General features: G+C 64.3%; 28 protein-coding genes. 10 read left to right on the top strand and 18 right to left on the bottom strand.

From position 1 onward, the window contains the following. Positions 1-13: 13 nt before the first annotated feature. The 8 genes from IB235_RS00875 to IB235_RS00840 all read right to left on the bottom strand — a co-directional run bounded on the left by IB235_RS00875 (position 14) and on the right by IB235_RS00840 (position 8164). Positions 14-346, bottom strand: coding sequence for a YnfA family protein (locus IB235_RS00875; protein ID WP_192334813.1), 333 nt, complete (start codon positions 344-346; stop codon positions 14-16). Next, entirely contained in the window at positions 346-2316 is a 1971-nt protein-coding gene (gene parE / locus IB235_RS00870; protein ID WP_192334810.1) for a DNA topoisomerase IV subunit B, read from the bottom strand. The genes IB235_RS00875 and parE overlap by 1 nt, the downstream gene beginning before the upstream one ends. A 277-nt stretch (positions 2317-2593) precedes the next feature. Next, entirely contained in the window at positions 2594-3253 is a 660-nt protein-coding gene (locus IB235_RS00865; protein WP_192334807.1) for a glutathione S-transferase family protein, read from the bottom strand. Between the two features lie 33 nt (positions 3254-3286). Then, complete coding sequence (locus IB235_RS00860) at positions 3287-4459, bottom strand: membrane dipeptidase (RefSeq protein WP_192334804.1); 1173 nt, start codon at positions 4457-4459, stop codon at positions 3287-3289. Between the two features lie 39 nt (positions 4460-4498). Beyond that, positions 4499-4984 carry a GNAT family N-acetyltransferase gene (locus IB235_RS00855; protein WP_192334801.1) on the bottom strand — a complete coding sequence of 162 codons (486 nt, stop codon included), beginning with the start codon at positions 4982-4984 and terminating at the stop codon, positions 4499-4501. After that, on the bottom strand, positions 4981-6840 hold the full coding sequence (locus IB235_RS00850) for a M3 family oligoendopeptidase (protein ID WP_192334798.1): 1860 nt from the start codon (positions 6838-6840) through the stop codon (positions 4981-4983). The genes IB235_RS00855 and IB235_RS00850 overlap by 4 nt, the downstream gene beginning before the upstream one ends. 73 nt (positions 6841-6913) lie before the next feature. Further along, positions 6914-7861, bottom strand: a complete 948-nt coding sequence (locus IB235_RS00845) for an alpha/beta hydrolase (protein WP_192334795.1) — start codon at positions 7859-7861, stop codon at positions 6914-6916. Positions 7862-7879: 18 nt separating this feature from the next. Then, positions 7880-8164, bottom strand: a complete 285-nt coding sequence (locus IB235_RS00840) for an SCP2 sterol-binding domain-containing protein (RefSeq protein ID WP_155037719.1) — start codon at positions 8162-8164, stop codon at positions 7880-7882. A gap of 134 nt (positions 8165-8298) precedes the next feature. Between IB235_RS00840 and IB235_RS00835 the strand changes: the two genes are divergently transcribed. From IB235_RS00835 to IB235_RS00810, 6 genes are all read left to right on the top strand, one after another. Further along, positions 8299-8922, top strand: coding sequence for a tetratricopeptide repeat protein (locus IB235_RS00835; protein WP_370576827.1), 624 nt, complete (start codon positions 8299-8301; stop codon positions 8920-8922). 1 nt (position 8923) lies between these two features. Beyond that, positions 8924-11860: a helicase-related protein gene (locus IB235_RS00830; RefSeq protein ID WP_192334789.1), complete on the top strand. Its 2937-nt coding sequence runs from the start codon at positions 8924-8926 to the stop codon at positions 11858-11860. Further along, positions 11857-12135, top strand: a complete 279-nt coding sequence (locus IB235_RS00825) for an RNA-binding S4 domain-containing protein (RefSeq protein ID WP_192334787.1) — start codon at positions 11857-11859, stop codon at positions 12133-12135. Before IB235_RS00830 ends, IB235_RS00825 begins: the two co-directional genes overlap by 4 nt. Before the next feature lie 160 nt (positions 12136-12295). After that, complete coding sequence (gene fdxA, locus IB235_RS00820) at positions 12296-12634, top strand: ferredoxin FdxA (protein WP_155037716.1); 339 nt, start codon at positions 12296-12298, stop codon at positions 12632-12634. A gap of 368 nt (positions 12635-13002) precedes the next feature. Continuing rightward, positions 13003-13512 carry a CarD family transcriptional regulator gene (locus IB235_RS00815; protein WP_155037715.1) on the top strand — a complete coding sequence of 170 codons (510 nt, stop codon included), beginning with the start codon at positions 13003-13005 and terminating at the stop codon, positions 13510-13512. Positions 13513-13716: 204 nt separating this feature from the next. Next, positions 13717-14229 (top strand): GNAT family N-acetyltransferase, encoded by a 513-nt coding sequence (locus tag IB235_RS00810; protein WP_192334785.1) that lies wholly within the window; start codon positions 13717-13719, stop codon positions 14227-14229. Positions 14230-14383: 154 nt separating this feature from the next. Here the strand turns inward: IB235_RS00810 and IB235_RS00805 are convergent, their stop codons facing one another. Further along, complete coding sequence (locus IB235_RS00805; protein WP_155037714.1) at positions 14384-14707, bottom strand: FYDLN acid domain-containing protein; 324 nt, start codon at positions 14705-14707, stop codon at positions 14384-14386. Positions 14708-14846: 139 nt separating this feature from the next. Here IB235_RS00805 and IB235_RS00800 point away from each other — a divergent pair, with 139 nt between their 5' ends. Together IB235_RS00800 and IB235_RS00795 are read left to right on the top strand one after the other, a co-directional pair. Then, complete coding sequence (locus IB235_RS00800; RefSeq protein WP_192334782.1) at positions 14847-15542, top strand: M48 family metallopeptidase; 696 nt, start codon at positions 14847-14849, stop codon at positions 15540-15542. Between the two features lie 39 nt (positions 15543-15581). Then, positions 15582-16232: a GntR family transcriptional regulator gene (locus IB235_RS00795; protein WP_155037712.1), complete on the top strand. Its 651-nt coding sequence runs from the start codon at positions 15582-15584 to the stop codon at positions 16230-16232. Between the two features lie 68 nt (positions 16233-16300). On the opposite strand, the gene IB235_RS00790 is transcribed toward IB235_RS00795, so the two are convergent. The 4 genes from IB235_RS00790 to IB235_RS00775 form a co-directional block, all read right to left on the bottom strand. Then, entirely contained in the window at positions 16301-17617 is a 1317-nt protein-coding gene (locus IB235_RS00790; RefSeq protein WP_155037711.1) for a homoserine dehydrogenase, read from the bottom strand. A gap of 66 nt (positions 17618-17683) precedes the next feature. Continuing rightward, positions 17684-18217 carry a hypothetical protein gene (locus tag IB235_RS00785; protein ID WP_192334779.1) on the bottom strand — a complete coding sequence of 178 codons (534 nt, stop codon included), beginning with the start codon at positions 18215-18217 and terminating at the stop codon, positions 17684-17686. Continuing rightward, positions 18205-19029 (bottom strand): glycosyl transferase, encoded by an 825-nt coding sequence (locus tag IB235_RS00780; protein ID WP_192334777.1) that lies wholly within the window; start codon positions 19027-19029, stop codon positions 18205-18207. Before IB235_RS00780 ends, IB235_RS00785 begins: the two co-directional genes overlap by 13 nt. Before the next feature lie 58 nt (positions 19030-19087). Continuing rightward, positions 19088-19576 carry a GNAT family N-acetyltransferase gene (locus tag IB235_RS00775; RefSeq protein ID WP_192334775.1) on the bottom strand — a complete coding sequence of 163 codons (489 nt, stop codon included), beginning with the start codon at positions 19574-19576 and terminating at the stop codon, positions 19088-19090. A gap of 146 nt (positions 19577-19722) precedes the next feature. On the opposite strand from IB235_RS00775, the gene IB235_RS00770 reads away from it, so the two are divergent. Together IB235_RS00770 and IB235_RS00765 are read left to right on the top strand one after the other, a co-directional pair. Continuing rightward, entirely contained in the window at positions 19723-20241 is a 519-nt protein-coding gene (locus IB235_RS00770; protein WP_155037707.1) for a DUF4174 domain-containing protein, read from the top strand. Between the two features lie 114 nt (positions 20242-20355). Continuing rightward, positions 20356-20541, top strand: a complete 186-nt coding sequence (locus tag IB235_RS00765) for a hypothetical protein (protein WP_155037706.1) — start codon at positions 20356-20358, stop codon at positions 20539-20541. On the opposite strand, the gene IB235_RS00760 is transcribed toward IB235_RS00765, so the two are convergent. From IB235_RS00760 to IB235_RS25515, 5 genes are all read right to left on the bottom strand, one after another. Further along, a complete protein-coding gene (locus tag IB235_RS00760; protein ID WP_192334773.1) occupies positions 20525-21172 on the bottom strand; it encodes a hypothetical protein in 648 nt (215 codons plus the stop codon). The genes IB235_RS00765 and IB235_RS00760 overlap by 17 nt on opposite strands. Before the next feature lie 114 nt (positions 21173-21286). Continuing rightward, positions 21287-21499 (bottom strand): hypothetical protein, encoded by a 213-nt coding sequence (locus IB235_RS00755; RefSeq protein ID WP_155037704.1) that lies wholly within the window; start codon positions 21497-21499, stop codon positions 21287-21289. 63 nt (positions 21500-21562) lie between these two features. Further along, complete coding sequence (locus tag IB235_RS00750) at positions 21563-21808, bottom strand: hypothetical protein (RefSeq protein WP_155037703.1); 246 nt, start codon at positions 21806-21808, stop codon at positions 21563-21565. A 130-nt stretch (positions 21809-21938) separates the two neighbouring features. Continuing rightward, complete coding sequence (locus tag IB235_RS00745) at positions 21939-22352, bottom strand: hypothetical protein (RefSeq protein WP_155037702.1); 414 nt, start codon at positions 22350-22352, stop codon at positions 21939-21941. Positions 22353-22445: 93 nt separating this feature from the next. Further along, complete coding sequence (locus IB235_RS25515) at positions 22446-22580, bottom strand: hypothetical protein (protein ID WP_255524276.1); 135 nt, start codon at positions 22578-22580, stop codon at positions 22446-22448. Between the last annotated feature and the right edge of the window lie 52 nt (positions 22581-22632).

Below are 22632 nucleotides of genomic sequence, written 5' to 3'. Positions count from 1 at the left end.
TTGCGATCTATATCTACCCCCGCGACCCCGCCAGCACCACCATAGCCCCCAGCACGCATAACCCTCCGCCCAGCAGGTCCCAGCGGGTCGGGATCTGGCCCTCGGTCAGCCAGAGCCAGCCGAGGGAGGCGAGGACGTAGATGCCTCCGTAGGCGGCATAGGCGCGGCCGGCGAAGGTGACGTCAATGCGGGTGAGGAGCCAGGCGAAAAGCGCCAGCGACAGCATGCCGGGCAAAAGCCACAGCGCGGACTTGTCCAGCCGCAGCCATGCCCAGAACGCGAAGCATCCGGCGATTTCGGCCAGCGCCGCCAGCAGGTAGATGGCGAGCGGCGCGGCGAGGGTCATTACACGTCCAGTTCGTCGGCATCCGCGAATTGGGCGTTTTCCTGAATGAACTGGAAGCGCAGCTCGGGTTTTTTGCCCATCAGGCGCTCGACCAGATCGCCGGTCTCGCCGCCTTCATCCTCATCGATGGACACCCGGATCAGCTTGCGCGTCTTGGGGTTCATCGTGGTGTCTTTCAGGTCCTTGGCGTCCATCTCGCCCAGACCCTTGAAGCGCTGGACGTCGATCTTGCCCTTGCCGCCAAGGCCCTTGGCCAGCATCCGTTCCTTTTCCGCGTCGTCGGCCACATAGACGCGATGCGCGCCCTGCGTCAGGCGGTAAAGCGGCGGGCAGGCCAGATACAGATGCCCCTTGTCGATCATCGGGCGCATCTGGGTGAAGAAGAAGGTCATCAGAAGCGAGGCGATATGCGCGCCGTCGACATCGGCATCGGTCATGATGATGACCTTGTCGTAGCGCAGATCCTCGACGTTGAACTTGCTGCCCATGTTGACGCCAAGCGCTTGGCAGAGATCGCTGATCTCTTGGTTCGAGCCCAGTTTCGACGATGCCGCGCCAAGGACGTTCAGGATCTTGCCGCGCAGCGGCAGCAGGGCTTGGGTCTGACGCTCACGCGCCATTTTGGCGCTGCCGCCTGCCGAGTCGCCTTCGACGATGAACAGCTCGGTGCCCTCACGGTTGGTGGCCGAGCAATCGACCAGCTTGCCGGGCAGGCGCAGCTTCTTCGTCGCAGTCTTGCGCGCGGTTTCCTTTTCCTGCTTGCGGCGCAGGCGTTCCTCGGCGCGCAGGATCAGGAAATCAAGGATCGCGCCCGCGGATTTGGTATCCGCCGCCAGCCAGTTGTCGAAATGGTCGCGGACCGCGCCCTCGACCAGACGCGTGGCCTCGGTCGTGGCAAGGCGGTCCTTGGTCTGGCCCACGAATTCCGGTTCGCGGATGAAGCAGGACACCAGCGCGCAGCCGCCGGTCAGCAGGTCCTCGCGCGTGATGTTGGCGGCTTTCTTGTTGTTGATCAGCTCGCCATAGCCGCGGATGCCCTTGAGGATCGCGGACCAGAAACCGGCCTCATGCGTGCCGCCCTCAGGCGTCGGGACGGTGTTGCAATAGGACTGGATGAAGCCGTCGCGGGCCGGGGTCCAGTTGATCGCCCAATCGACCTTGCCGGGGACGTTGAACTTTTCCTTGAAATCCACCGTGCCGGCGAAGGGGCGGTCGGCATAGGTCGAGGATTTGCCCAAAGTCTCGGTCAGGTAATCGGCAAGACCGCCGGGGAAATGGAAGGTCGCTTCCACCGGCGTTTCGCCGTCGTCGATTTCCGATTTCCAGCGGATCTCGACGCCCGAGAACAGGTAGGCCTTGGATTTCACCATCTTGATCAGCCGCGCGGGCTTGAAGCGGTGATGGCCGAAGATCTGCTCATCGGCATGGAAGGTGACGGTGGTGCCGCGGCGGTTCGGGGCCGCGCCGACCTTTTCGACCGACCCCTGCGGGATGCCGCGCGAGAAGCTTTGCTGGAACAGTTCGCGGTTGCGGGCGACCTGCACGACCATGCTGTCGGACAGCGCGTTCACGACGGATGCACCGACGCCGTGAAGCCCGCCCGAGGTCTGATAAGCATCGCCCGAGAACTTGCCGCCCGCATGCAGCGTGCACAGGATGACCTCCAGCGCGGATTTGCCGGGGAATTTCGGGTGGGGGTCGATCGGGATGCCGCGGCCATTGTCGCGAACCACGACCGAGTAATCGGCCAGCAATTCGATCTCGATCCGCGAGGCGTGACCTGCGACGGCTTCGTCCATCGAGTTGTCGAGGATTTCCGCGACAAGGTGGTGCAGCGCGCGTTCGTCGGTGCCGCCGATATACATGCCGGGGCGCTTGCGGACGGGCTCCAGTCCCTCAAGGACTTCGATGGAGGCAGCCGAATAGCTCTCGGTTGCCTTATCCGAGACCGGGAAAAGATCGTCTGCCATCGCACCTGCTCGTCTTGTTCTTCTGGGTCGGGGTTATCTCATGCCGCGGTATGTCGGGGCAAGGGGAAGCGTCAGCAGAATCGGGAACCGCAAAGGATGGTAGGAACCGGATCACATTCCGCGACGTCATTGCAGACAAATCATGCAAAACTTGACCTGCGTCAACTTATGGACATGTCCCGGCCGTTAGCCCGGTTCCGTTCACCCGTATGGCGGAAACGCCGCTGTAATGAGTGGTCGCGGCGGGCGGAGCCATAAGCCGGCCGCCGCGATTTGATCATTCAGGCTCGGCCAGACGTTCCTGCCACATCTTCTGAAAGGCGGGGCGCGCCTGACAATCGGCAAGCCATGAGCGGACCGCGGGGAACTGGTCCATCAGCGCGTGATGGGACTGGGCGTAGCGCACGACCTCGGCCACGTTGATGTCGGCCACGGTGAAGCGGCCACCGACCAGATGGCCATGGCGCGAGATCTGTTCCTCAAGCACTGACAGCGGCCGGATCAGCCGTTCCGAGGCATTGGCCACCGAGGCCTGATCCGCCCCCGATTGCACCTGTCCGGCGCGGTGCATGAACAGGATGGTCAGCGCGTCCTGTTCGATGGCGGTGGCGGCGTAGAAGCTCCATTGCAGCATCAGTGCGTCCTCGGTCGCATCCGCCGGGCCAAAGGGCAGGCCGTGCTTGCGCGCCAGATACAGCGTGCAGGCCAGCGATTCCGACAGGACTAGATCGCCGTCCTCGATCACCGGAATCGCACCGGCGGGCGACAGCTTCAGAAAGCTGGCCGAGCGGGTGTTCAGGGGCGCGCCGGGCGCGTCGGGGTCGGAAAGGCGGTAGGCCTGAATGACCGGAACCTGCCGGAAGGGCAGGCCCAGTTCGTGGCAAAGCCAGATGATGCGCGAGGCGCGGGAACGGGTGACCCCGTGGATTGTCAGCATGATCTTCCCCTGTTTGGCGCGACAGTGGCGTGCCTAAAGCGTCTCGGCAAGATAGCGCATCATGTTGCCGCCCATGACTTTGGCGATCTGGCCGTCATTTAGGCCCGCATCCATCAGCGCCTGCGTCAGCGCGGGCAGATGGGCGGCATCAAAGGGCGCGTCGACCGAGCCGTCGTAATCCGAACCCAGCGCGACCTGATCCTCGCCCACCAGACGGATCGCGGCGGCGATGGCTCCGGCGATATCGGCAGGGGTCTTGCCGCAGACCACATCGGCCCAATAGCCGATGCCGATCAGCCCGCCCTTGGCCGCGATGGCGCGAACCAGATCGTCGGGCAGGTTGCGCGGGCTGTCGCAATGGCTGCGGATACCGGTATGCGAGATGATCGGGCGCGAGCCGGGAAAGGCCAGAACGTCGCGCACCATCTGGGGACCGGCATGGGCAAGGTCGACGATCATGTGGCGCTCTTGCGCCTCGCGCACGACCTCGCGGCCGAATTCGGACAGGCCGGAATTCGGGCCGCCCGAGCCATGCAGGCTGCCGCCCAACTCATTGTCGAAGAAATGCGTCAACCCGATCAGCCGGAAGCCCGCGCCGTAAAGCACGCGCAGATTGTCGAGCTTACCCTCAAGCGGGTGGGCACCCTCCATCCCAAGGATTGCGCCGACGGTGCGCGCGCCGTCGCGCCGCGCCTCTAGCAGGGATTGCAGATCCTCGGCCGAGCGGATCACCATGACCTGATCCGGGGCCTGTTCGGCGGCGCGGCTGAGGGCAGCAGCCTGCGCCAGCGCGCGTTCCTTGAGGCTGAACCAGCTGTGGATCGGGCGAAGCTGGCCGATGAACAGCGGCGTGATATTGTCCGGTGCCTCGGCGGCGTTATGGGTGTAATTCTGACCGCGCGGGCTTTTCGTGACCGTGGTGAAGACCTGCACCGCGACATTGCCGTCGGACAGGCGCGGAATATCGACATGGCCGCGATCAACGCGGGTCAGGATGTCGCGATCCCAGAGCAGCGCGTCGGAATGCAGGTCGCCGATGATCAGGCTGTCATGCAGCGCTTGTGCCTGAGGCGAGACCGGCCAGCCGTCCTTGGGCATGGTGACAGGGTTCAGGCTGCGCTCGACATAGGCCGGGCCCCAGACGGCGGTAGCGGTGGCGGCGGCAATGGTCAGGGCGACAAGGATGGTGAACAGGCGCCTGATCACGGCGGACCTCCGAATAGATAGCTTGGGTCGAATAAAGGGTTAGGTGAGGGCCGTGATGGACAGGTCCATGCGCAGGATGTGCTGGGGACCAATGCGACCGCCGTGATGCAGCCCGCCATCGTCCTGAAACCCGGCGGCAAGATAGACCGCGCGGGCGGGCAGGTTGATGACATTGACGGTCAGCACACAGGCGCGGGCCTGCGGGTAATGCCTCAGCAGATAGGGGCGTAAGGCCAACATCGCGGCCTTGCCGGTGCCGCGCCCCTGCTCATGGCGGTCGATCATCACGCCGCGCAGCCCGACCTCGTCAGGCTGCGCGAAACCGTATTGCGCGGCATAGTCGCGGTCGATCTTGAAGAAGCCGACAGGCTGACCGTCGCGGGTCACGACATGAAAGTCGCAACCCGGTTCGTTCATCTCGAAATGTCCGGCAATGGTACCGCAGAAGCCCTCCTGCTCGGGGGCGACGGCAATATGGGCCACCCGGTCGAACTCGTGCCGACCGAGCGGTTCAAGGGCGATCATGCCTCCATCGCTTCCAACTCGTCGATGAAGCCTTCGATCATCGACAGGCCCTTGTCCCAGAAGGCCGGGTCCGAGGCGTCCAGCCCGAACGGGGCCAGCAGTTCCTTGTGATGCTTCGAGCCGCCCGCCGAGAGCATGGCGAAATATTTCGACTGGAAGTCCGGCAGGCCGTCTTCGTAGGCGGCGTAAAGCGCGTTCACCAGCCCGTCGCCAAAGGCATAGGCATAGACGTAGAAGGGCGAGTGCACGAAATGCGGCACATAGGTCCAGAAGGTCTCATAGCCCGGCATGAACTCGAAGGCATCGCCAAGGCTTTCGCCCTGCACCGACATCCACAGCGCGTTGATGTCCTCGGGGGTCAGTTCGCCTTCGGCGCGTGCGGCGTGCAGCTTGCATTCGAAATCATAGAAGGCGATCTGGCGGACAACCGTGTTGATCATGTCCTCGACCTTGCCAGCCAGTAGCGCTTTGCGCTGGACCGGATCGGTGGTCTTGGCCAGCAGCGCGCGGAAGGTCAGCATCTCGCCAAAGACCGAGGCCGTTTCCGCCAGCGTCAGCGGGGTCGAGGCCAGCAGTTCACCCTGCGCTGCCGCAAGGCGCTGATGGACGCCGTGGCCCAGCTCATGCGCCAGGGTCATCACGTCGCGCGGTTTGCCCAGATAGTTCAGCAGCACATAGGGGTGAACGGTGGTGACGGTCGGATGGGCGAAGGCACCCGGAGCCTTGCCGGGCTTCACGCCAGCGTCGATCCAGCCCTTGTCAAAGAACGGCTCGGCCAGTTCCGCCAGTTCCGGTGCAAAGCCCGCATAGGCGTCTAGCACCGTGGCGCGGGCCTCGGGCCAGTCGATCAGGCGCGGGGTTTCGGTGGGCAGGGGGGCGTTGCGGTCCCAGACCTGCAGCCTGTCCAGACCCAGCCATTTTGCCTTCAGGCGATAATAGCGATGCGACAGGCGGGGATAGGCGGCAGTGACGGCATTGCGCAGTGCCTCGACCACTTCGGGTTCGACATGGTTCGACAGGTGCCGCCCGGTTTGCGGGGTCGGCATCTTGCGCCACTTGTCCTCGACGGCCTTTTCCTTGGCCAGCGTGTTGTGGATGCGGGCGAACAGCTTGATGTTCTTGCCGAAGACATGGGCAAGCGCGTGGGCACCGGCCTCGCGCTTTGCGCGGTCATGGTCGGTCAGCAGGTTCAGCGTGGCCTCGATGCCCAGTTCCTCGCCTTCGACGTTGAAGGTCAGGCCGGCGGTGGTTTCGTCGAACAGGCGGTTCCAGGCGGCGGCACCAACGACCGAATTGTCATGCAGGAAGCGTTCCAGTTCGTCCGACAGCTGGTAAGGGCGCATGGCGCGCATCCGGTCGAAGACGGGCTTGTAGCGCGCCGGACCGTCGGTGGCCGCAAAGACTTCCTCGTAGCGGGCGTCGGGGATGCGGTTGAATTCAAGGCTGAAGAAGACAAGCTTCGTCGTATGCTCGGTGATGTAATCCTGCAGGTCGCCCATCTGCTTGGCGCGGGCACCGTCCATGGTGTTCTGGTAGTAGCGCAGGCCCGCATAGGACATCAGCCGCCCGGCCAGAAGATCGATGGTCTGGTAGCGCTCGATGCATTCCAGCATCTGCGGCCCCTCCAGCGAGGCCAGCTTGCCTTCGTAATCGCGCGAGAACTGGCAGCAGGCCTTGCGCAGCTCGGCCATGTCCTCGGTCAGTTCGGGGGCGTCCGGGGAGGGGTAAAGATCGGTCAGGTCCCAGTCGGGCAGCGCGCCCAGATCGGCGGAAGGCGCTGCGGCAGCATGCAGGGCGTTTTCGTCGCGCGGGATATGGCGTCCGGCGATGGTGCGAATCGTGGCGGCAGTCGTCATGGTCGGTCCTTTCGATTGCGCATAGTTTTGCCGGGTTAGGCGCGGGGCTGCAACCCGGAGGCGCTGGGCGGTTTCAGGCGCTGGCCGAGGCCGCCGCGAAATGCGCGAGCATCGCTTGCAGGAACGGGGCGCGGATGCTGTCGCGTTCCATCAGCGGTTCATGCCGGGCACCGGGCAGCAGCATCAGCCGCGCCGAGGGCCAATCGGCCACCCGCCGCCGGATCGCGCTGCTTGAGACAATGCGTTCGTCGCTGCCAAGGCCGACAAGGACCGGCAGCGTGGGGGCGGGCAGGGTAGACATGCGGCGGATCTCGGCCAAAGCCTCGGACAGCCAATGGTTCGAGACCCCGCCAATGGCGCGCTCTGGCCAGCTTGCGGCCTCGGCGACGGTGCGCGCCCAGCGAAGGCCGTCAGTGGTCAGCAGGTTTGCCTGAAACGAGCAGCGCAGCACGAATGTGTCATAGCCACCCGAGCCGGGGGTTGGACGTTCGCCCCAGCCGAAGCGTTCGGCGGTGGCGGTGAAGGCGCGGGCGAACAGCAGGACCGGCGTGGAACGGTTCAACCCCAGCATCGGGGCCGAGAACACTGCGCTTTCTACCGGCAATCCGTCATGGAGCGCGGCAAAGCCGATCGCTCCGCCCATCGAATGCGCCAGCAGGTGCCAGGGCCGGGGCAGGGACAGTTCATCCGCCGCCACCACCAGTTCGACCACATCGCGCTGGTAATCGGTGAAGCGCCCGACATGGCCGGGGCGGGGATCGGCGATCAGCCGGTCCGACAGGCCCTGACCGCGCCAGTCGGCGGCCAGAACGTCATAGCCCGCGGCGTTCAGCTCGCGGGCCAGGCTATCGTATTTCTCAAGATATTCGGTGCGACCGGGAAACAGCAGGACCGAGCCGCGCGGGTTTTCGGCCTGCCAATGTCCCGCCCGCAGCCGCAATCCGTCCTCGGTCCGCAGCCAGAAGGCTTTCGCCGCCGGGCTGGGATCACCGGGTAGAGTGCCGAAGGGGGCGGGCGTCACCGGAAGCGACCCGTCGCGTCAGCCGAGCAGCGAGCCCAGCTTCAGCGCGGTGCCCATCGCGCCGTCGACCTTCAGCTTGCCGGTCATGAAGGCCATGGTCGGGTTGACGTCGCCGCTCAGCATGCCTTCAAAGGTTTCGCGGCTGGCGGTCAGGGTCACGTCGGCTTCGTCATCCGAGGCGCGCGCGCCATTGGCGTCGATATAGACCGAGCCTTCGCCCTCGATCACGAACTTGGCGGTGCCGTCAAAGCCTTTGGCTTTCGGGTCAAGTGCGGCCACGGCGGCCTCGATCACTTTGCTCATTTGATATTCTCCCCTGACTGTGTCTGGAAATGGGTCGGGCTGAAAGTTACATAGTGGTTATGCGTTGGCTAGGTCCCCATTACCAGATTGCCGTCGCGACAGCGTTAAGCCTAGGGCTGACACTGCCGTTGGCCGTGCATGCGCAGTCGGATGTGCCGCTGCCCGCCCCCGATGCGCCCTTCTCCGAGGATGCCCCGCAAGGCGAGCCGCAGGGCGAGGCCGCACCCGAATTCGCCCCCGCCGAACCAAGCGAACCCACCGCCGAGGCCCGGCTACGGGAACGCGAGGATCTGGACATGCTGTTTACCGAACTGGCCCAGACCGGCGGTGAGACATGGGCGCGGGCCGAAACCGATATCCTGCGCATCTGGTCACGCTCGGGGTCGGCCACGATGGATCTGCTTTACAAGCGCGGAGAGGCGGCACTGGATGCGGGCGATACCGAAGCCGCCGTCGGCCATCTGACCGCGCTGACCGATCACGCACCTGACTTTGCCGCCGGATGGTATCTGCGCGGCGTAGCCTTTTACCTGCAGGGCAATTTCGGCCCCGCAATCTCGGATATGGCCGAAGTGCTGAAACGCGAGCCACGGCATTTCGCCGCGCTGACCCAGCTTGGCACCATGTTCGAGGAATTGGGGGATGACGCGCGCGCCATGAAGGCGTATCGCGCAAGCCTGAAGATCCACCCGCATCAGGAAGATGCGGCCGACGCCGTGAAGCGTCTGGAAGAAAAGACGAAGGGCACGGACGCCTGACATGCAGGACAGATCACGGGTCACGGCCGTTCTCGGCCCGACCAATACTGGCAAGACCCATTACGCCATCGAACGGATGCTGGCTCATCGCACGGGGGTTATCGGCCTGCCGCTGCGGCTGCTGGCGCGTGAGGTCTATGACCGCATCGTGAAGGCGCGCGGCCCCTCGGTTGTGGCGCTGGTCACCGGTGAGGAACGCATTGTTCCCGACCGCGTGCAATATTGGGTCGCCACCACCGAGGCCATGCCCGAGGTCGGTGCCGATTTCGTCGCTATCGATGAGATCCAGCTTTGCGCCGATCCCGAGCGCGGTCATGTCTTTACCGACCGGCTGCTGAACATGCGCGGCCTGCATGAGACGCTGCTGCTGGGAAGCGACACCATGCGACCGGCCATTGCCGCGCTGGTCCCCAATGCGCAGTTCATGCGCCGCGAACGTTTCTCGACCCTGACATGGGCGGGATCGAAAAAGATCAGCCGGATGCCGCCCCGCTCGGCGGTGGTCTGCTTCTCGGTCGATGAGGTCTATGCCACGGCGGAACTGATCCGTCGGCAGAAGGGCGGCTGTGCCGTGGTCATGGGGGCGCTGTCGCCCCGGACACGGAATGCGCAGGTCGCCATGTATCAGCAGGGAGAGGTCGACTATCTGGTGGCGACTGATGCCATCGGCATGGGGTTGAACCTCGACATCAAGCATGTGGCCTTTTCGGGGACCGAGAAATTCGACGGTCGCCGCTACCGCCCGCTGTTCCCGCATGAGCTGGGACAGATCGCCGGACGCGCTGGGCGGCATACGGAACCTGGCACCTTTGGCGTGACCGGCGATGCCGGGCAGCTTGAGGAAGGGTTGATCGACGCGATCGAGAACCACCGCTTCCAGCCGATCTCGCGCCTGATGTGGCGCAATGCGGTGCTGGAATTCGGCACGATCGAGCGGCTGATCCAAAGCCTTGAAGCCAGCCCGCAATCGGAATGGCTGACCCGTGGCCGCGAGGCGGACGATCTGCGCGCGCTGAAAGCCCTGGCCGCCATGCCCGAGATCCGCGACCGGGTCAGCCATCCCAAGGATGTGCGGCTGCTGTGGGATGTCTGCCGGATTCCCGACTTCCGCGGGATCTCTCCTGCGGAACATGTGACGCTGCTGGCCCGTATCCTTGGTTTCCTGCAACAGGGGACCGTGCCCAGCGAATGGCTTGCAACTCAGATCAATCGCATCGACAAGGTGCAGGGTGACATCGATACCCTGTCGAAACGCTTGGCATTCATCCGCACATGGACTTATGTCGCGCAGCGTAGTGGTTGGGTTTCGGACGAAAGCCATTGGCGCGCCGAGACGCGCGCTGTAGAAGATCGCTTGTCGGATGCGCTGCATGCCGCACTGACTCAAAGATTCGTGGACCGGCGCACTTCTGTGCTCTTGCGCCGGCTCAAACAGAAGGAGAGCCTTTTGGCCGAGGTGAACGACAAGGGCGAAGTGACGGTTGAAGGCGAATTCGCCGGCCGTCTGGAAGGTTTCCGCTTCCACGCCGATCCCACTGCAACCGGGGACGAAGCGCGCATGTTGACGCGCGCCGCCTATGAGGCGCTGCGCCCCGAATTCCATCTTCGGGCCGACAGGTTCTACAACGCTCCCGATACCGAGCTGGACTTCACCGAGCAGGGCGGCCTCATGTGGGGCAGCTATGCGGTGGGCAAGCTGGTCAAGGGACCCGAGGCGCTGAAACCCGGCGTCGAGGCTTTCGTTGACGAAGAAGCTGGCCCCGAGATCATCGAGAAGGTCAAGCGCCGCCTGCAGCATTTCATCGACCGCAAGGTCGCGACGGCCTTCGAGCCGCTGCTGGCGCTGAAGAACGACGAGACGCTGACCGGTCTGGCCCGTGGCTTTGCCTTCCGGCTGGTCGAGGCGCTGGGCGTGATCCCGCGCGAAGGCGTGGCCACCGAAGTCAAGGAACTGGATCAGGAATCGCGGGGCGTGCTGCGCAAGCATGGCGTGCGTTTCGGTCAGTTCACCGTCTTCCAGCCGGCGCTGCTGAAACCCGCTCCGACCCGTCTGCGGCTGGTGCTGTGGGGTCTGGATCAGGGTCTGGGCGAGTTCCCGGAAAGCCCGCCTCCGGGTCTGGTGACGATCCCGAACCTGCCCGACGTTCCCAAGGGCTATTACACGCTGTCGGGCTATCACCCGGCGGGCGACCGCGCGATCCGCATCGACATGCTGGAGCGTCTGGCCGACATGCTGCGCACGCAGGACAGCCGCGCAGGCTTTGAGGCCACCGCTGACATGCTGTCGATCACCGGCATGACGCTGGAGCAATTCTCGGGGCTGATGGGTGGCCTTGGCTACCGTGCCGAGAAGGGTGAGCGCGCCAAGGCCCGCGCCGAGGCGACCCCGGTCGTCGAAGCCGTCGCCGCTGCCGAGCCCGATCACGACCGCCCGCTGACCGAAGAGGAAAGCGTGCTGGCCGCCGAGACCCGTGCCAAGTGGGAAGCCGAGCAGGCCGCCCGCAAGGCTGCCGAGGCCGAAGCAGGCGATGCCGCCCCCGAGGAGGCCGCCGAGGCCGCTGCGCCCGAGATGGAAGTGTTCTACACCTTCACCTGGGCTCCGCGTCCGCGTGGCAACCGTCGCCCCGAACGTGGTGGCGAGCAGGGTGGCGAACGTCGCGGTGGTGACCGCGCTGAGCGTCAGGGTGATCGCGGCCCGCGCCGCGACCGCGAATCCGCCGAAGGGCAGGGTGGCAAACCCCGCTTCGAGGGCAAGCGCGGCGAAGGCCGTGGCGAGCGTCAGGATCGTGGTCCCAAGGGCAAGCCCCGCCATGACGGCAAGGGCAAGCCGCGCCACGAAGGTCCGAAAAGCTTCGAGGCCCGTCCGCCCAAGGTCGAAAAGAAGATCGACCCCGATAGCCCCTTCGCCATCCTCGCCTCGCTCAAAAACAAGTCGTGAGCGAAGGCGAACATGCAGCCGGCCTTCGTCTTGATCGCTGGCTGCATCACGCCCGACTGTTCCGGACCCGCACCCTTGCTGCCGATGCCATCGGCCGGGGCGGGATCCGACTGAACGGCAAGCCCTGCCTGAAACCTGCGCAGACGGTCCGTCACGGTGATACCGTGACGGTTTCCGCGCATGGTCGGGTCAGGGCTTTGCGCGTTCTGGATCTGGGCGAACGCCGTGGGCCGGCGACCGAAGCCACGGCGCTTTACGAAGAGCTGGAAAGCTGAGCCGGGCAGGGGAACCTTTTTCCCCCAGTGGTGCATTCGCGCGAAAGGCTTTCCTCGCATCGGGCAGGTGGAACGATGCAGGTCTTTTCCCCTCGGGCGGCCTTGAATGATTTCGCCGGCGGGCGTAACTAGCCGGCAAGATACAGGATAGCTTGCCGCCATGACCTACGTCGTCACCGATAACTGCATCATGTGCAAATACACCGACTGCGTGGAGGTGTGCCCCGTGGATTGCTTCTACGAGGGTGAGAACACGCTGGTCATCCATCCCGACGAATGCATCGATTGCGGCGTCTGCGAACCGGAATGCCCGGCCGACGCGATCCGCCCCGATACCGAGCCGGACATGGAAAAATGGGTCGAGTTCAACCGCAAATATGCGGAACATTGGCCGGTCATCACCCGCAAGAAGGACCCGATGCCCGGCTATGCCGATATGGACGGCCAGACCGGTAAGCTTGAGAAGTACTTCTCGGAAGCGCCGGGCGAAGGCGATTGATCACAAACGCGCGGGTCAGGCCCGCGCGGATGCGCGTTTTGCCCCCGGAACGCCTGTGATTCGGGCAGTCCGGGGTTTCGCATTTCTAGGATGTGCGTGTAATACTATGACCAGTCAGGGGAATACTTATCCCCAATCTTGTGAACTGGTCGTTTCACCTCCGCTTTGATTTGAGGCGGATTTTATGATATGTTCCTGACATAAATCGCTGCACGGGCCGCGGGAGTGGCCTGATCGGCGATGCTGCCTTGCCCTGACCGTACTGCCCGGCCCGGGATGCAAAAACAACATTGGTGGCCCAAAAGGTCGGGGGAACCCGCCTTGGGGGCTTTTTGCGCCCAAGCTGGCGCCGCTGTGAAGGAAGCTCAATGTCGAAAGCCAAGAAGACCGAATTCCGCCCCGATGATTTCGTGGTGTATCCGACCCATGGCGTGGGGCGCATCGTTTCGATCGAAGAGCAGGAAGTTGCCGGACTGCGTCTGGAAATGTTCGTGATTTCCTTTGAAAAAGACAAGATGACCCTGCGCGTCCCGACGGCGCGCGCCTCGGAGATTGGCATGCGCGGCCTGTCGACCCCCGATCTGGTCGAGCAAGCTTTGGCCACGCTGAAGGGCAAGGCCCGCGTGAAACGCGCCATGTGGTCGCGCCGCGCCCAGGAATATGAGCAAAAGATCAACTCGGGCGACCTGATGTCGATCGCCGAGGTCGTGCGCGACCTGCACCGCAATGACGAGCAGCGCGAGCAATCCTATTCCGAGCGTCAGCTGTATGAAGCCGCGCTTGAGCGTCTGACCCGCGAAGTCGCCGCCGTCAGCGGCATGGATGAAGCCGGCGCCCAGAAAAAGGTCGATGCCGTGCTGGTCACCCGCGCCGCCTGATCGGTCGCGGTTCGAATTGGAAAGGGCGTCCCGCGGGGCGCCCTTTTTCGTTTTTACCCCACGGACAAACAATCGAATTTTTGGGCCGGTTTCCTGATGCGCCCCTTTGTCCGAGGCGCGTTGGAACTGCCATGCGGACAATTGCCGTCGTTGCTTGATTTACTTAGCATCCCCCGGAAGCCGCAGATCACTGGACGCTGAAGTATGAAGTTTCGCATAGCGGTACCGTCTGACGCTCCGATCCTTGCCGCAATTTCTATCGAGGTTTGGCTGGGGACCTATATCCGCAGAGGCATAAACGCCTTCTTTGCGGAATTTGCGCTGAACGAGTTCAAATCGGCCAGGTTCGCTGCCTTGCTCGAAGATCCGAGTGAACATGTGATCGTGTCGGAAAACTCGGACGGTCTTGATGGGTTTATCCGTATCAGCGAGGGAAAGACAGCTCCTGTTGCAGGTTGCTCAACTGTGGAGGTGTCGACTCTTTACGTTCAGCCTCGGCACCGTGGCAGAGGCCTCGGAAGGGCGCTACTGGAGCAAGGATTGCATTATGCTCGGGGCATCGACGCGCCGTCAGTCTGGCTGGCAACCAATTGTGAAAACGCTTCGGCGATCGCTTTCTATCTGAAGCAAGGCTTTGAAAAGGTCGGAACTACGCATTTTCATATTCATGACCAAGCATATCCGAACGAGGTGTTCAGGCGTGGGGTCTGTCCGTAGAGATCCAAACGCGCGAGCGTCCGCTGAGAGTTCAATTGACCTCTCATAGTCAGAAACCCAAAAGTCAGACTTGAGCAAACCGGCCCTAAAAAAGAACCCCGGTCAGGCATGCTGACCGGGGCCGATGTGTTTTCCTCGCGCCGGGGCGCAGGGATCAGTCGTCGTCGCTGTCCGGGACATCCGCGATGTCGTCCAGCGACACGTCGCCGTCGTCATCATCATCGTCCAGCAGATCATCGTCCAGATCGCCGCCATCGGCGTCGTCGTCCAGATCCTCGTCATCGACCAGATCAACTTGAGCCGCGCCATGCGCAGCGGTTTTCTCTGCGATCAGCGAGCGCGAACGGCCGTTGGTCAGGCTTTCCAGCGAAATGACGTTGCCGCAAGCGGGGCAGGTCATCGGGTCGTTCTTCAGATCGTAAAAGCGGGTCGCACAGTGGGGGCACAGGCGCTTGGTGCCCCATTCCTCTTTGGGCATGGTCTTCTCTTTCCGCCGCAGTTTGATAAATCCGCTGTCCCGTGCCACAGGTGGCGCAGGCTGTCAAAGCCTTTTCTCTTGCGCGCGGGCACCGGTCAAGGCGCAATAGGTAACGAGGGACAGTGGCAGGTTCAAGACCATGACGCAGCGGGACGAACGGATTTTGGTGGGCGGTGACATTCCGGTGCTGCTGCGCCGCTCGTCGCGGGCGCGGCGGATGACATTGCGGGTGACGCGGGCCGAGGGGCAGGTGGTGCTGACCCTGCCCTTGCGCGCCAGCCTGACCGAGGGGCGGGCCTTTGCCGAATCCCGTGCCGAGTGGCTGCGCAGTGTTCGGGCCGAGATGCCGCCCCTGGCGCTTGTGCAGCCGGGCGCACTGCTGCCGGTCGAGGGCCTGCGCTATGAGATCACTCCCGCCGCCACCCGCGCCGTCCGCATCGAGGGCGACCGGTTGCTGGTTCCCAAGGGCCGCCCCGTCGGCACGGTCGTCGCGGCCTACCTGAAGCACCTTGCGCATTCCCGGCTGGTCCCGGCCTGCGACCGTCATGCCGCGCGGCTGGGGCGGTCCTTCCGCGCCATTGCGCTGCGCGACACGCGCTCGCGCTGGGGCAGCTGCACCCATGATGGGCGGTTGATGTTTTCATGGCGGCTGGCCATGGCCCCGCGCGAGGTGCTGGACTATGTCGCCGCCCATGAGGTCGCGCATCTGGCGCATATGGATCATTCCCCCGACTTCTGGGCCGCGACCGAGCGGCTGTATCCCGGCTGTCAGTTGCAGCGGGGCTGGTTGCGCCAGAACGGGCACGAGATCCTTGCCTGGCGTTTCAGCGAATGACGCATTGACCTTGGCGCAGTTTGTGATCACAGGTGGCGCATGAGCATTTCTCCCACGCGAACCGCGGAAACCTCGGCGCATGAGCGGCTGTATCGCAGCCTGCGCGGCCGGATCATGCTGGGCGAATTGCCGCCCGGCCTTCCCTTGACGCTGCGCGGCATTGCGGCCGAGCATCGGGTCTCGATGACCCCTGCGCGTGAGGCGGTGCGGCGACTGGTTGCAGAAGGCGCGCTGACGCTGTCGTCCTCGGGGCGGATTTCGACGCCAGAGCTTTCTGTCGAACGGATCGAGGAACTGGCGGCCCTGCGTGCGCTGATCGAGCCGGAACTGGCGACGCGCGCGCTGCCCCGCGCGCATCAGGCGCTGATCGACCGGCTGGCGCTGATCAATGCCTCGATCGGCGAGGCGGCCGAGGCGCATGATGCGGTGGGCTATATCCGCACCAATCTGGAATTTCACCGCACGCTTTACCTGCGCGCGCAGGCCCCGGCGATGCTCGCGATCCTTGAGACGGTCTGGCTGCAGCTGGGCCCGACCATGCGGGCGCTCTATGGCCGGGTGAAGCGGCAAGAGCCGCCGCGCCACCACCGGCTGATCCTGGCCTCGCTGCGGGCAGGGGATGAGCCGGGCTTGCGGCTGGCGGTTAGGGCCGACGTGACGCAGGGGTTGCGCCACCTGTCGCAAAGCTGACCGAGCCGATGTTTCAGGGCTGTAAGATCAGCTGAAGACGCCCGCCATCTCTGGCGGGCGTCTTGATTTCAGACTTCCTCGATCCGCAGCTCGACCGGCTCTCCGGTGATGACGCCGGTCCGGGGTAGGGCCTCGATGGCAAGATCGATGGCCTCGGGCGTGGTCTTGTGGGTGACGATCAGCACCGGGGCGATGCCCTCAAGGTCATGCTTGCCATATTGGCGCATGCGGTCGATCGAGATCCCGGCATCGCCCAGAACCGCCGCCACCTTGGCCAGCGCGCCCGGCTTGTCAGCCAGATGCAGGCGGATGTAATAGGCGGCGGGAACGGCCGTGCGGGCCGCGATGGGCTTGGCCAACTGGCTGGCAGGCTGGGCAAAGGCGGGCATGCGCACGCCGCGCGCGATTTCCACGATGTCCGACATCACGGCGCTGGCGGTCGGGCCTTCGCCCGCACCGGCACCGCGCAGGACGATCTGGCCGACCGAGTCGCCCTCGATCACCACCATGTTGGTGCCGCCCTGCAATTGGCCCAGCGGGCTGTCGGCGGGGACGAGGCAGGGCGACATGCGCTGTTCCAGCCCGCGCCCGGTCATCTGGGCGACGCCCAGCAGCTTGATGCGGTAGCCCATGTCGGCGGCGCGGCGGATATCGTCGATGCTGACGCGCTCGATCCCCTCGATCTCGACCGCGTCGAAGGCCGGGCGGGTGCCGAAGGCGATCGAGGACAGGATCGCCAGCTTGTGGCTGGCGTCGATGCCGCCCACGTCCAGCGTCGGGTCGGCCTCAAGGTAGCCCAGCTGGCGGGCCTCTTCGAAGACGGTCTCATAGGGCAGGCCTGCATTTTCCATCCGAGTCAGGATGTAGTTGCAGGTGCCGTTCATCACGCCCATGACGCGGCGGATCTCGTTTCCGGCCAGCGACTCGGTCATGGTCTTGATCACCGGGATGCCACCGGCGACGGCGGCCTCGAAGCGCAGGACGCAGCCCTTGGCTTCGGCCAGCTCGGCCAGTTCCTGACCGTGGATGGCCAGCAGCGCCTTGTTGGCGGTGACGACATCCTTGCCCGCGTTCAGCGCGGCGGTCACGGCCTCGCGGGCGATGCCCTCGTCGCCGCCGACCAGTTCGACGAAAACGTCGACATCATCGCGCACGGCCAGCGCGCGGGCGTCGTTTTCCCAGCCATAGGCGGACAGGTCGACATCGCGGTTTTTCATGCGGTCGCGGGCGCTGACGGCGGTAATGGTGACCGGACGTCCGGCGCGGGCCGAAAGCAGATCGGCGTGCTTCTGGATGATCTTGACGGTGCCGGTACCGACCGTCCCAAGACCAGCGATGCCGAGACGAAGCGGAGAGGCGTTTTGCCCCGAGTTCTGGGCGGACATGTGAAGCTCTTTGCTATGGGTGAAGCGGTGTTACCGGATGGCGGTCGGGGTTGCAACGCAAGGCGCTCAACTCTCGTCGTCGCCCGCCCAGTATCCCAGAATGCCAGTGGCGCGCATGACGCGCAGGACCTCGGCCCCGATCCGCATCGTCTCTTCGCGGATGCGGGTCAGGTCCTCCAGCGACAGGTCCGGCTGATAGACCTCGCCCTTGGTGCTGACAAAGGCCGGGTGCCAGCGCCCCGGGTTCTCGGTCGGTCGCCATGAAGCGTGGCACAGCAGGTTGCGCTGATGCTTGATGCGGTTCAGGCGGTCGGTGATGCGGTCGCGGTCATGCAGGCCGGGATGGCGGCGCATTGCGGCATCCAATTGGTCGATCAGCGTGCCCATCGAATCATCCGCCAGATGACCCATCCGCACCATCCATGACTGCAATTGCTTATGGGTCAGGTCATCGGCCAGCCGTGCCTTATCCAAAGCAAAGATCGTGCGTTTGATGATCTCTTCAAGCCAGCCGAAACTGGCGACGCATTGCCCCAGACCCGCCGCGAAATCGGCGGGCAGGGGGTGATGGCTCTCGGGCGGGGCGCCTATTCGCGCCACAGCTTCTCGACCCAGCCGACGGGGCGCAGGTAATGGCGGACATGTTTGAACAGGCTTTCCCGGCGGCGCCCGTCAAAGCCCGCGCGCAGGTGATCCATCGGCGCACGGTGCGTGTCCTTGTGATCCCAGCGGCCCTCGATGGCGTCGGGCGGATTGAGGTTGCCCGGGAAAATCACGATCCGCGTGTCCTTGGGGATGCGGGCCTCGCGGAAATAGTTCAGCGGGAAGTTCGGCACGCAATGCATGCGGAAATGCGCCAGCCAGCGCTTGGGCCAGAACTTCACCCCGCCCGGAGCATTGCGGGTAACGAAGCGCTGTTCATAGCGGTACTTGTCGGCGGCAGCCTGCGGATCGGCGCGAAAGATGTCCTGCAGCGGCTTCAGCTTGCCCACCCGCATCCGATAGACCGAGGTCTGGCCCATCTTTTCCAGCGGAGTATTCGGGTTCAGCCCGACGACGGTGTCATCCGGGTCGCCAAAGGTGAAGAAGTCGTCAAGGTTGCCGGTGACGATGACATCCAGATCCAGAAACAGCACCACCCCGGTCACATCGCCCAGATCGCCCCATAGCCGCGATTTCGGCCATTTGCCGCGGGTGTTGACCGGGGCCTGGTACTCGAATTCGGGCAGGGGGCGGATGGCGATGTCAGGGTGCAGCCCGGTCCCGTCATCGGTAAAACAGAACAGCCGGAAGGGCGGGGTGATGTTTCTTGCGATCATCCCGTGCAGCCGGTTCACATATTCAGGCCCGAATTTCGTGCCCCATTTGATGCAGATGATCTGCTTGACCGTGCCGTTGCGACCGTCGTTCATGCCGTCCTCGTCTTTTCGGGCGACTCTTTCACAGGCCCCGCATGCTGGCAAGGCAGGCTCACAGGATCTTCTGCAGCAGAACCAGATCCAGCCAACGCCCGAACTTGCGCCCGGATTGCGACAGGCGGCCGACGGGCTCATAGCCAAGCGCCAGATGAAAGCTCACGCCCGCCTCGTTCTCGGCCGAGACTCCGGCCACCATCGTATGCGCGCCGCCCCTACGGGCATGGGCCTCGATCGCGGCCATCAGCGTCCGCCCGACCCCGCGCCCGCGTGCCGCTTCGGACAGAATGATCGTATGCTCCATGGCGTGACGATAGCCATTGCCGCCCCGGAACTGGTCATAGGTCACCAGCCCCAGCACCTGCCCGGCATCATCGGCGACAAGGAACTCGCGCCCGGCATCGCGGCGGGTGGCGATCATCCGTCCCAACCCCTCCAGCGTCTTTTCCTCGGATGAAAAGGTCACCGTCGTTTCGCGGATCAGCGGGTTCCAGAATTTCAGAATTTCGGGCAGGTCCTCGGGCGTGGCGGGTCTGATCTGCATCTTGTCCTCATCGACGGGGCGCAAGCGCCGCGCAGTTTCTTCGTTTCACAAATACCCAATGCTCTGCTCGCCGACGAAGCCCCGATCGCAGTTTTCACGCAAGGGACGGGCTTTCCTGTATTCCTTCCCGCCCTATATTGAGAGGCATGAAGGCAAACGTGAAACGGCTGATCCTGATCGCATTCGTACCGCTCATCATGGCGATGGGCGCAAGGACTGATGGGGCGCATCAGCCCTATGTACGGGGCGAGGTTCCTGCGGCCCGCGACGGCTCGGGGGCGGCTGCGGGCACCGCGACCGAGGAGTTGCGTTTCCTGCCTGCGGCCGAGGCCGATCCGGCCGAATTCCTGTGGCAGGCCCGCCCGGTTGTGGTCTTTGCCGACACCGCCGCCAGCCCCGCCTATGTCGAGCAGATCGCGGCACTGCGCCGCGATGCCAATGCGCTGATCCTGCGCGATGTGGTGGTCATCATCGACACCGACCCGGCGGCGAACAGCATCTGGCGACGGCAGTTGCGCCCCGAGGGCTTTTCGCTGGTGCTGCTCGACAAGGATGGGCAGGTCAAGCAACGCAAGCCCGCGCCCTGGTCCGCGCGCGAGATCTCGCGCGCCATCGACAAGTTTCCGCTGCGCCTGCAGGAGATCGGCCGTGCGGCGATGCATTGAGCCATGCAAGAATTCCGTACCGGGGCTTGCCAAGATCATTGAGTAATCCCCCCCGGCCCCCTATCTTGTAGACAGGACGCGCGATCCGCGCGCCCATGCCCCGAAGGAACCGCGATGGCGAAATCGACCTCACCGCGCAAGACCGAGACCCCCGCCGCTCCTGTCCGCAAACCCAGGGCCGAGCCTCGGGGCGAAACCTTTGTCGAACGTCTGGCCCGTGCGCGCACCGCCAATGAGATGAGCAGCATCATGGGCCTCAAGCCGATTACGGGCCGTTCGGGTCCTAAGATCGCCTATTGAGCCTTTCCCGCAGCCCGGCCAGTTCGTCGGGCAGCGTGACGCGGACGCGATCGCGCGCCGCTTCTTCCTCTCGTTCCAGCAATTCCATCACCGCTGCCTCGCCGCCGAAAATGCTGGCGATCAGAAGGCGCATGGCTTCCTGCCCGGTATCGCGCGCGGCCTCGGTCATTTCCAGATAATCGGCGAACATGTCGGCAGCGCGGCTGGGATTGATCTCGATCTGTCGCTGCACGTCGCGGGCCATCGCCGCCATGACCGCGATCTGGCGATAATAGGTCACCACCGGGTCGATCACCCAATGCGGCAGGACATGGACCTCCTCAAGGATGGCGGAATAGATCCGGTCATTGGCCTCGGCGGCGGCCGGATGGATGTAGCCGCCCTCGCGCAGCTTCTGGATCAGCGCCTGCGCCTCGGCGGCGTCCACGCGCTGCATCTCAAGGCTGACGACATGGGCGCGGATTTCGGCCAGCAAGGCGCGCTGAACGTCATTGACCCGCTCGATGCGCAGCCCGCGTGCCCGGCGTCGGTTCAGCAGATCATTGACCGGCCATGCCAGCACCGCCACCGCCGCCGCCACCAGCGACGCGACCACCGTGGGATTGAGCAGGGGTCCGACCCATTCCAGCATGTTCAGGCGACCTCAGGGTTGGCATGACCGCGCATGAAAAAGCCGCCCCGGCGACTGGCCGGGGCGGCTGAAACTCGTTTGACCGAGGCGGCGTTCGCGACGGTCAACGCGTCCTTACTGGCAAAGCTTGACGTCGTTGCAGAGCGCACCGGCAGCAGCACCCGCCGCGGCACCGCCAAGGACGTTGTGGCCCGACAGGTCGGCGATAAGCGCGCCGGTACCCGCGCCGATAAGCGCGCGGTCGGTGTCGGTCGGGTTGATGCCTTGCGTGCAACCAGCCAGACCCATGAGGCCCAGACCGAGGACGAGAGCGAATTTCTTGGACATGCGAGTAGCTCCGATGAGGGGGCCGCGAATCCCGTCAGGGCGTCGCGGCCAGCCGTGAATTGATCAGTAGCGGCGCTGGCAGACGCCGGCGTCGTCGCAAAGCGCACCGCCAGCTGCACCGATGAGGGCGCCGGTCGCGACATTCTCGTCCAGCACCTTGGCGACGGCCGCACCGGCCAGAGCACCGCCAGCCGCACGCTGCGCGTCGGGCGAAAGGGTCGAGCCGCCATAGGGGCTGGATTCGCAGGCGGCGAGACCAGCCACGAGCAGAACGGCGCCCGAAAGACGGAGGATGACGGATTTTTGCATAGCTCTTTGCCTGTATTATTGGCCCCTTGTGGGACCGTTTGGAAATAGGGTGCCGGCAATATTGCATGCCGATATTTCCGAAGAAACTGACAACGATGTGAAAAAAACAAGCTACGCGGCAATCCGCTCATCACTCCTCGTCGTCGTCCCAATCCTCGTCGTCACCCCATTCGATGTCGTCCCAGTTGAACTGGGTGGGTTGGGCGGCGAACAGCGCAGGAAAGGCGGCTTCGGCCTTTTTCATGTCGATGCGCAGGGGTTGCTCGTAATCGGTGGGGTCGAGCTTGCCGACCGCCACAACCTCTCGTCCGATCAGCCAGGACAGCCGTCCGGCGTCCAGATTGCCACGGACAAAGGTTTCCTCGCCAAAGCACTGGATCAGTGCGGCCATGAAGCCTTCATCGGCCTTGCGATCGGCAACCTTGCGGTCGCGGAAGCGTTCGCGCCGGACGATGGGCGTCGCGCCCTTCTTGTTGGCGCGGCGGATGACGAATTGGAAATCTGATCCGGGAAGACGGCCCGGAAAGCCGCGATGTTTCAACATGGCATGCCCCCTTCGTGAAATTTGGGTTCAGGCGGGATGCAGGGCAGTCGCGAATGTCGCGGGCCGCCAAGCAGCCCGCGCTCGGCAAGACGCTTAGTTGGCGCCGTATTTGCCCTGGTAGACCGGCTCGGTGGTGACCGGTGCCGGGGTGATGACTTCCGGTTCCTTCTTGGCGCAAGCGGCGGCGAGGCCAACGAGGATCAGGGCGAGTGCAAGCTTTTTCGACATGTTGTCGGGCTCCTGTATTGCGGGGTTCGCGCGGGGGCGGCCCCGACTGCTC

This window comes from Paracoccus sp. PAR01 (assembly GCF_014851995.1).
In the GTDB taxonomy this organism is placed as follows: Bacteria; Pseudomonadota; Alphaproteobacteria; order Rhodobacterales; family Rhodobacteraceae; genus Paracoccus; species Paracoccus litorisediminis.
Note: the sequence above shows the minus strand (reverse complement) of the source record. Positions and strands in the feature narration are given on the sequence as shown.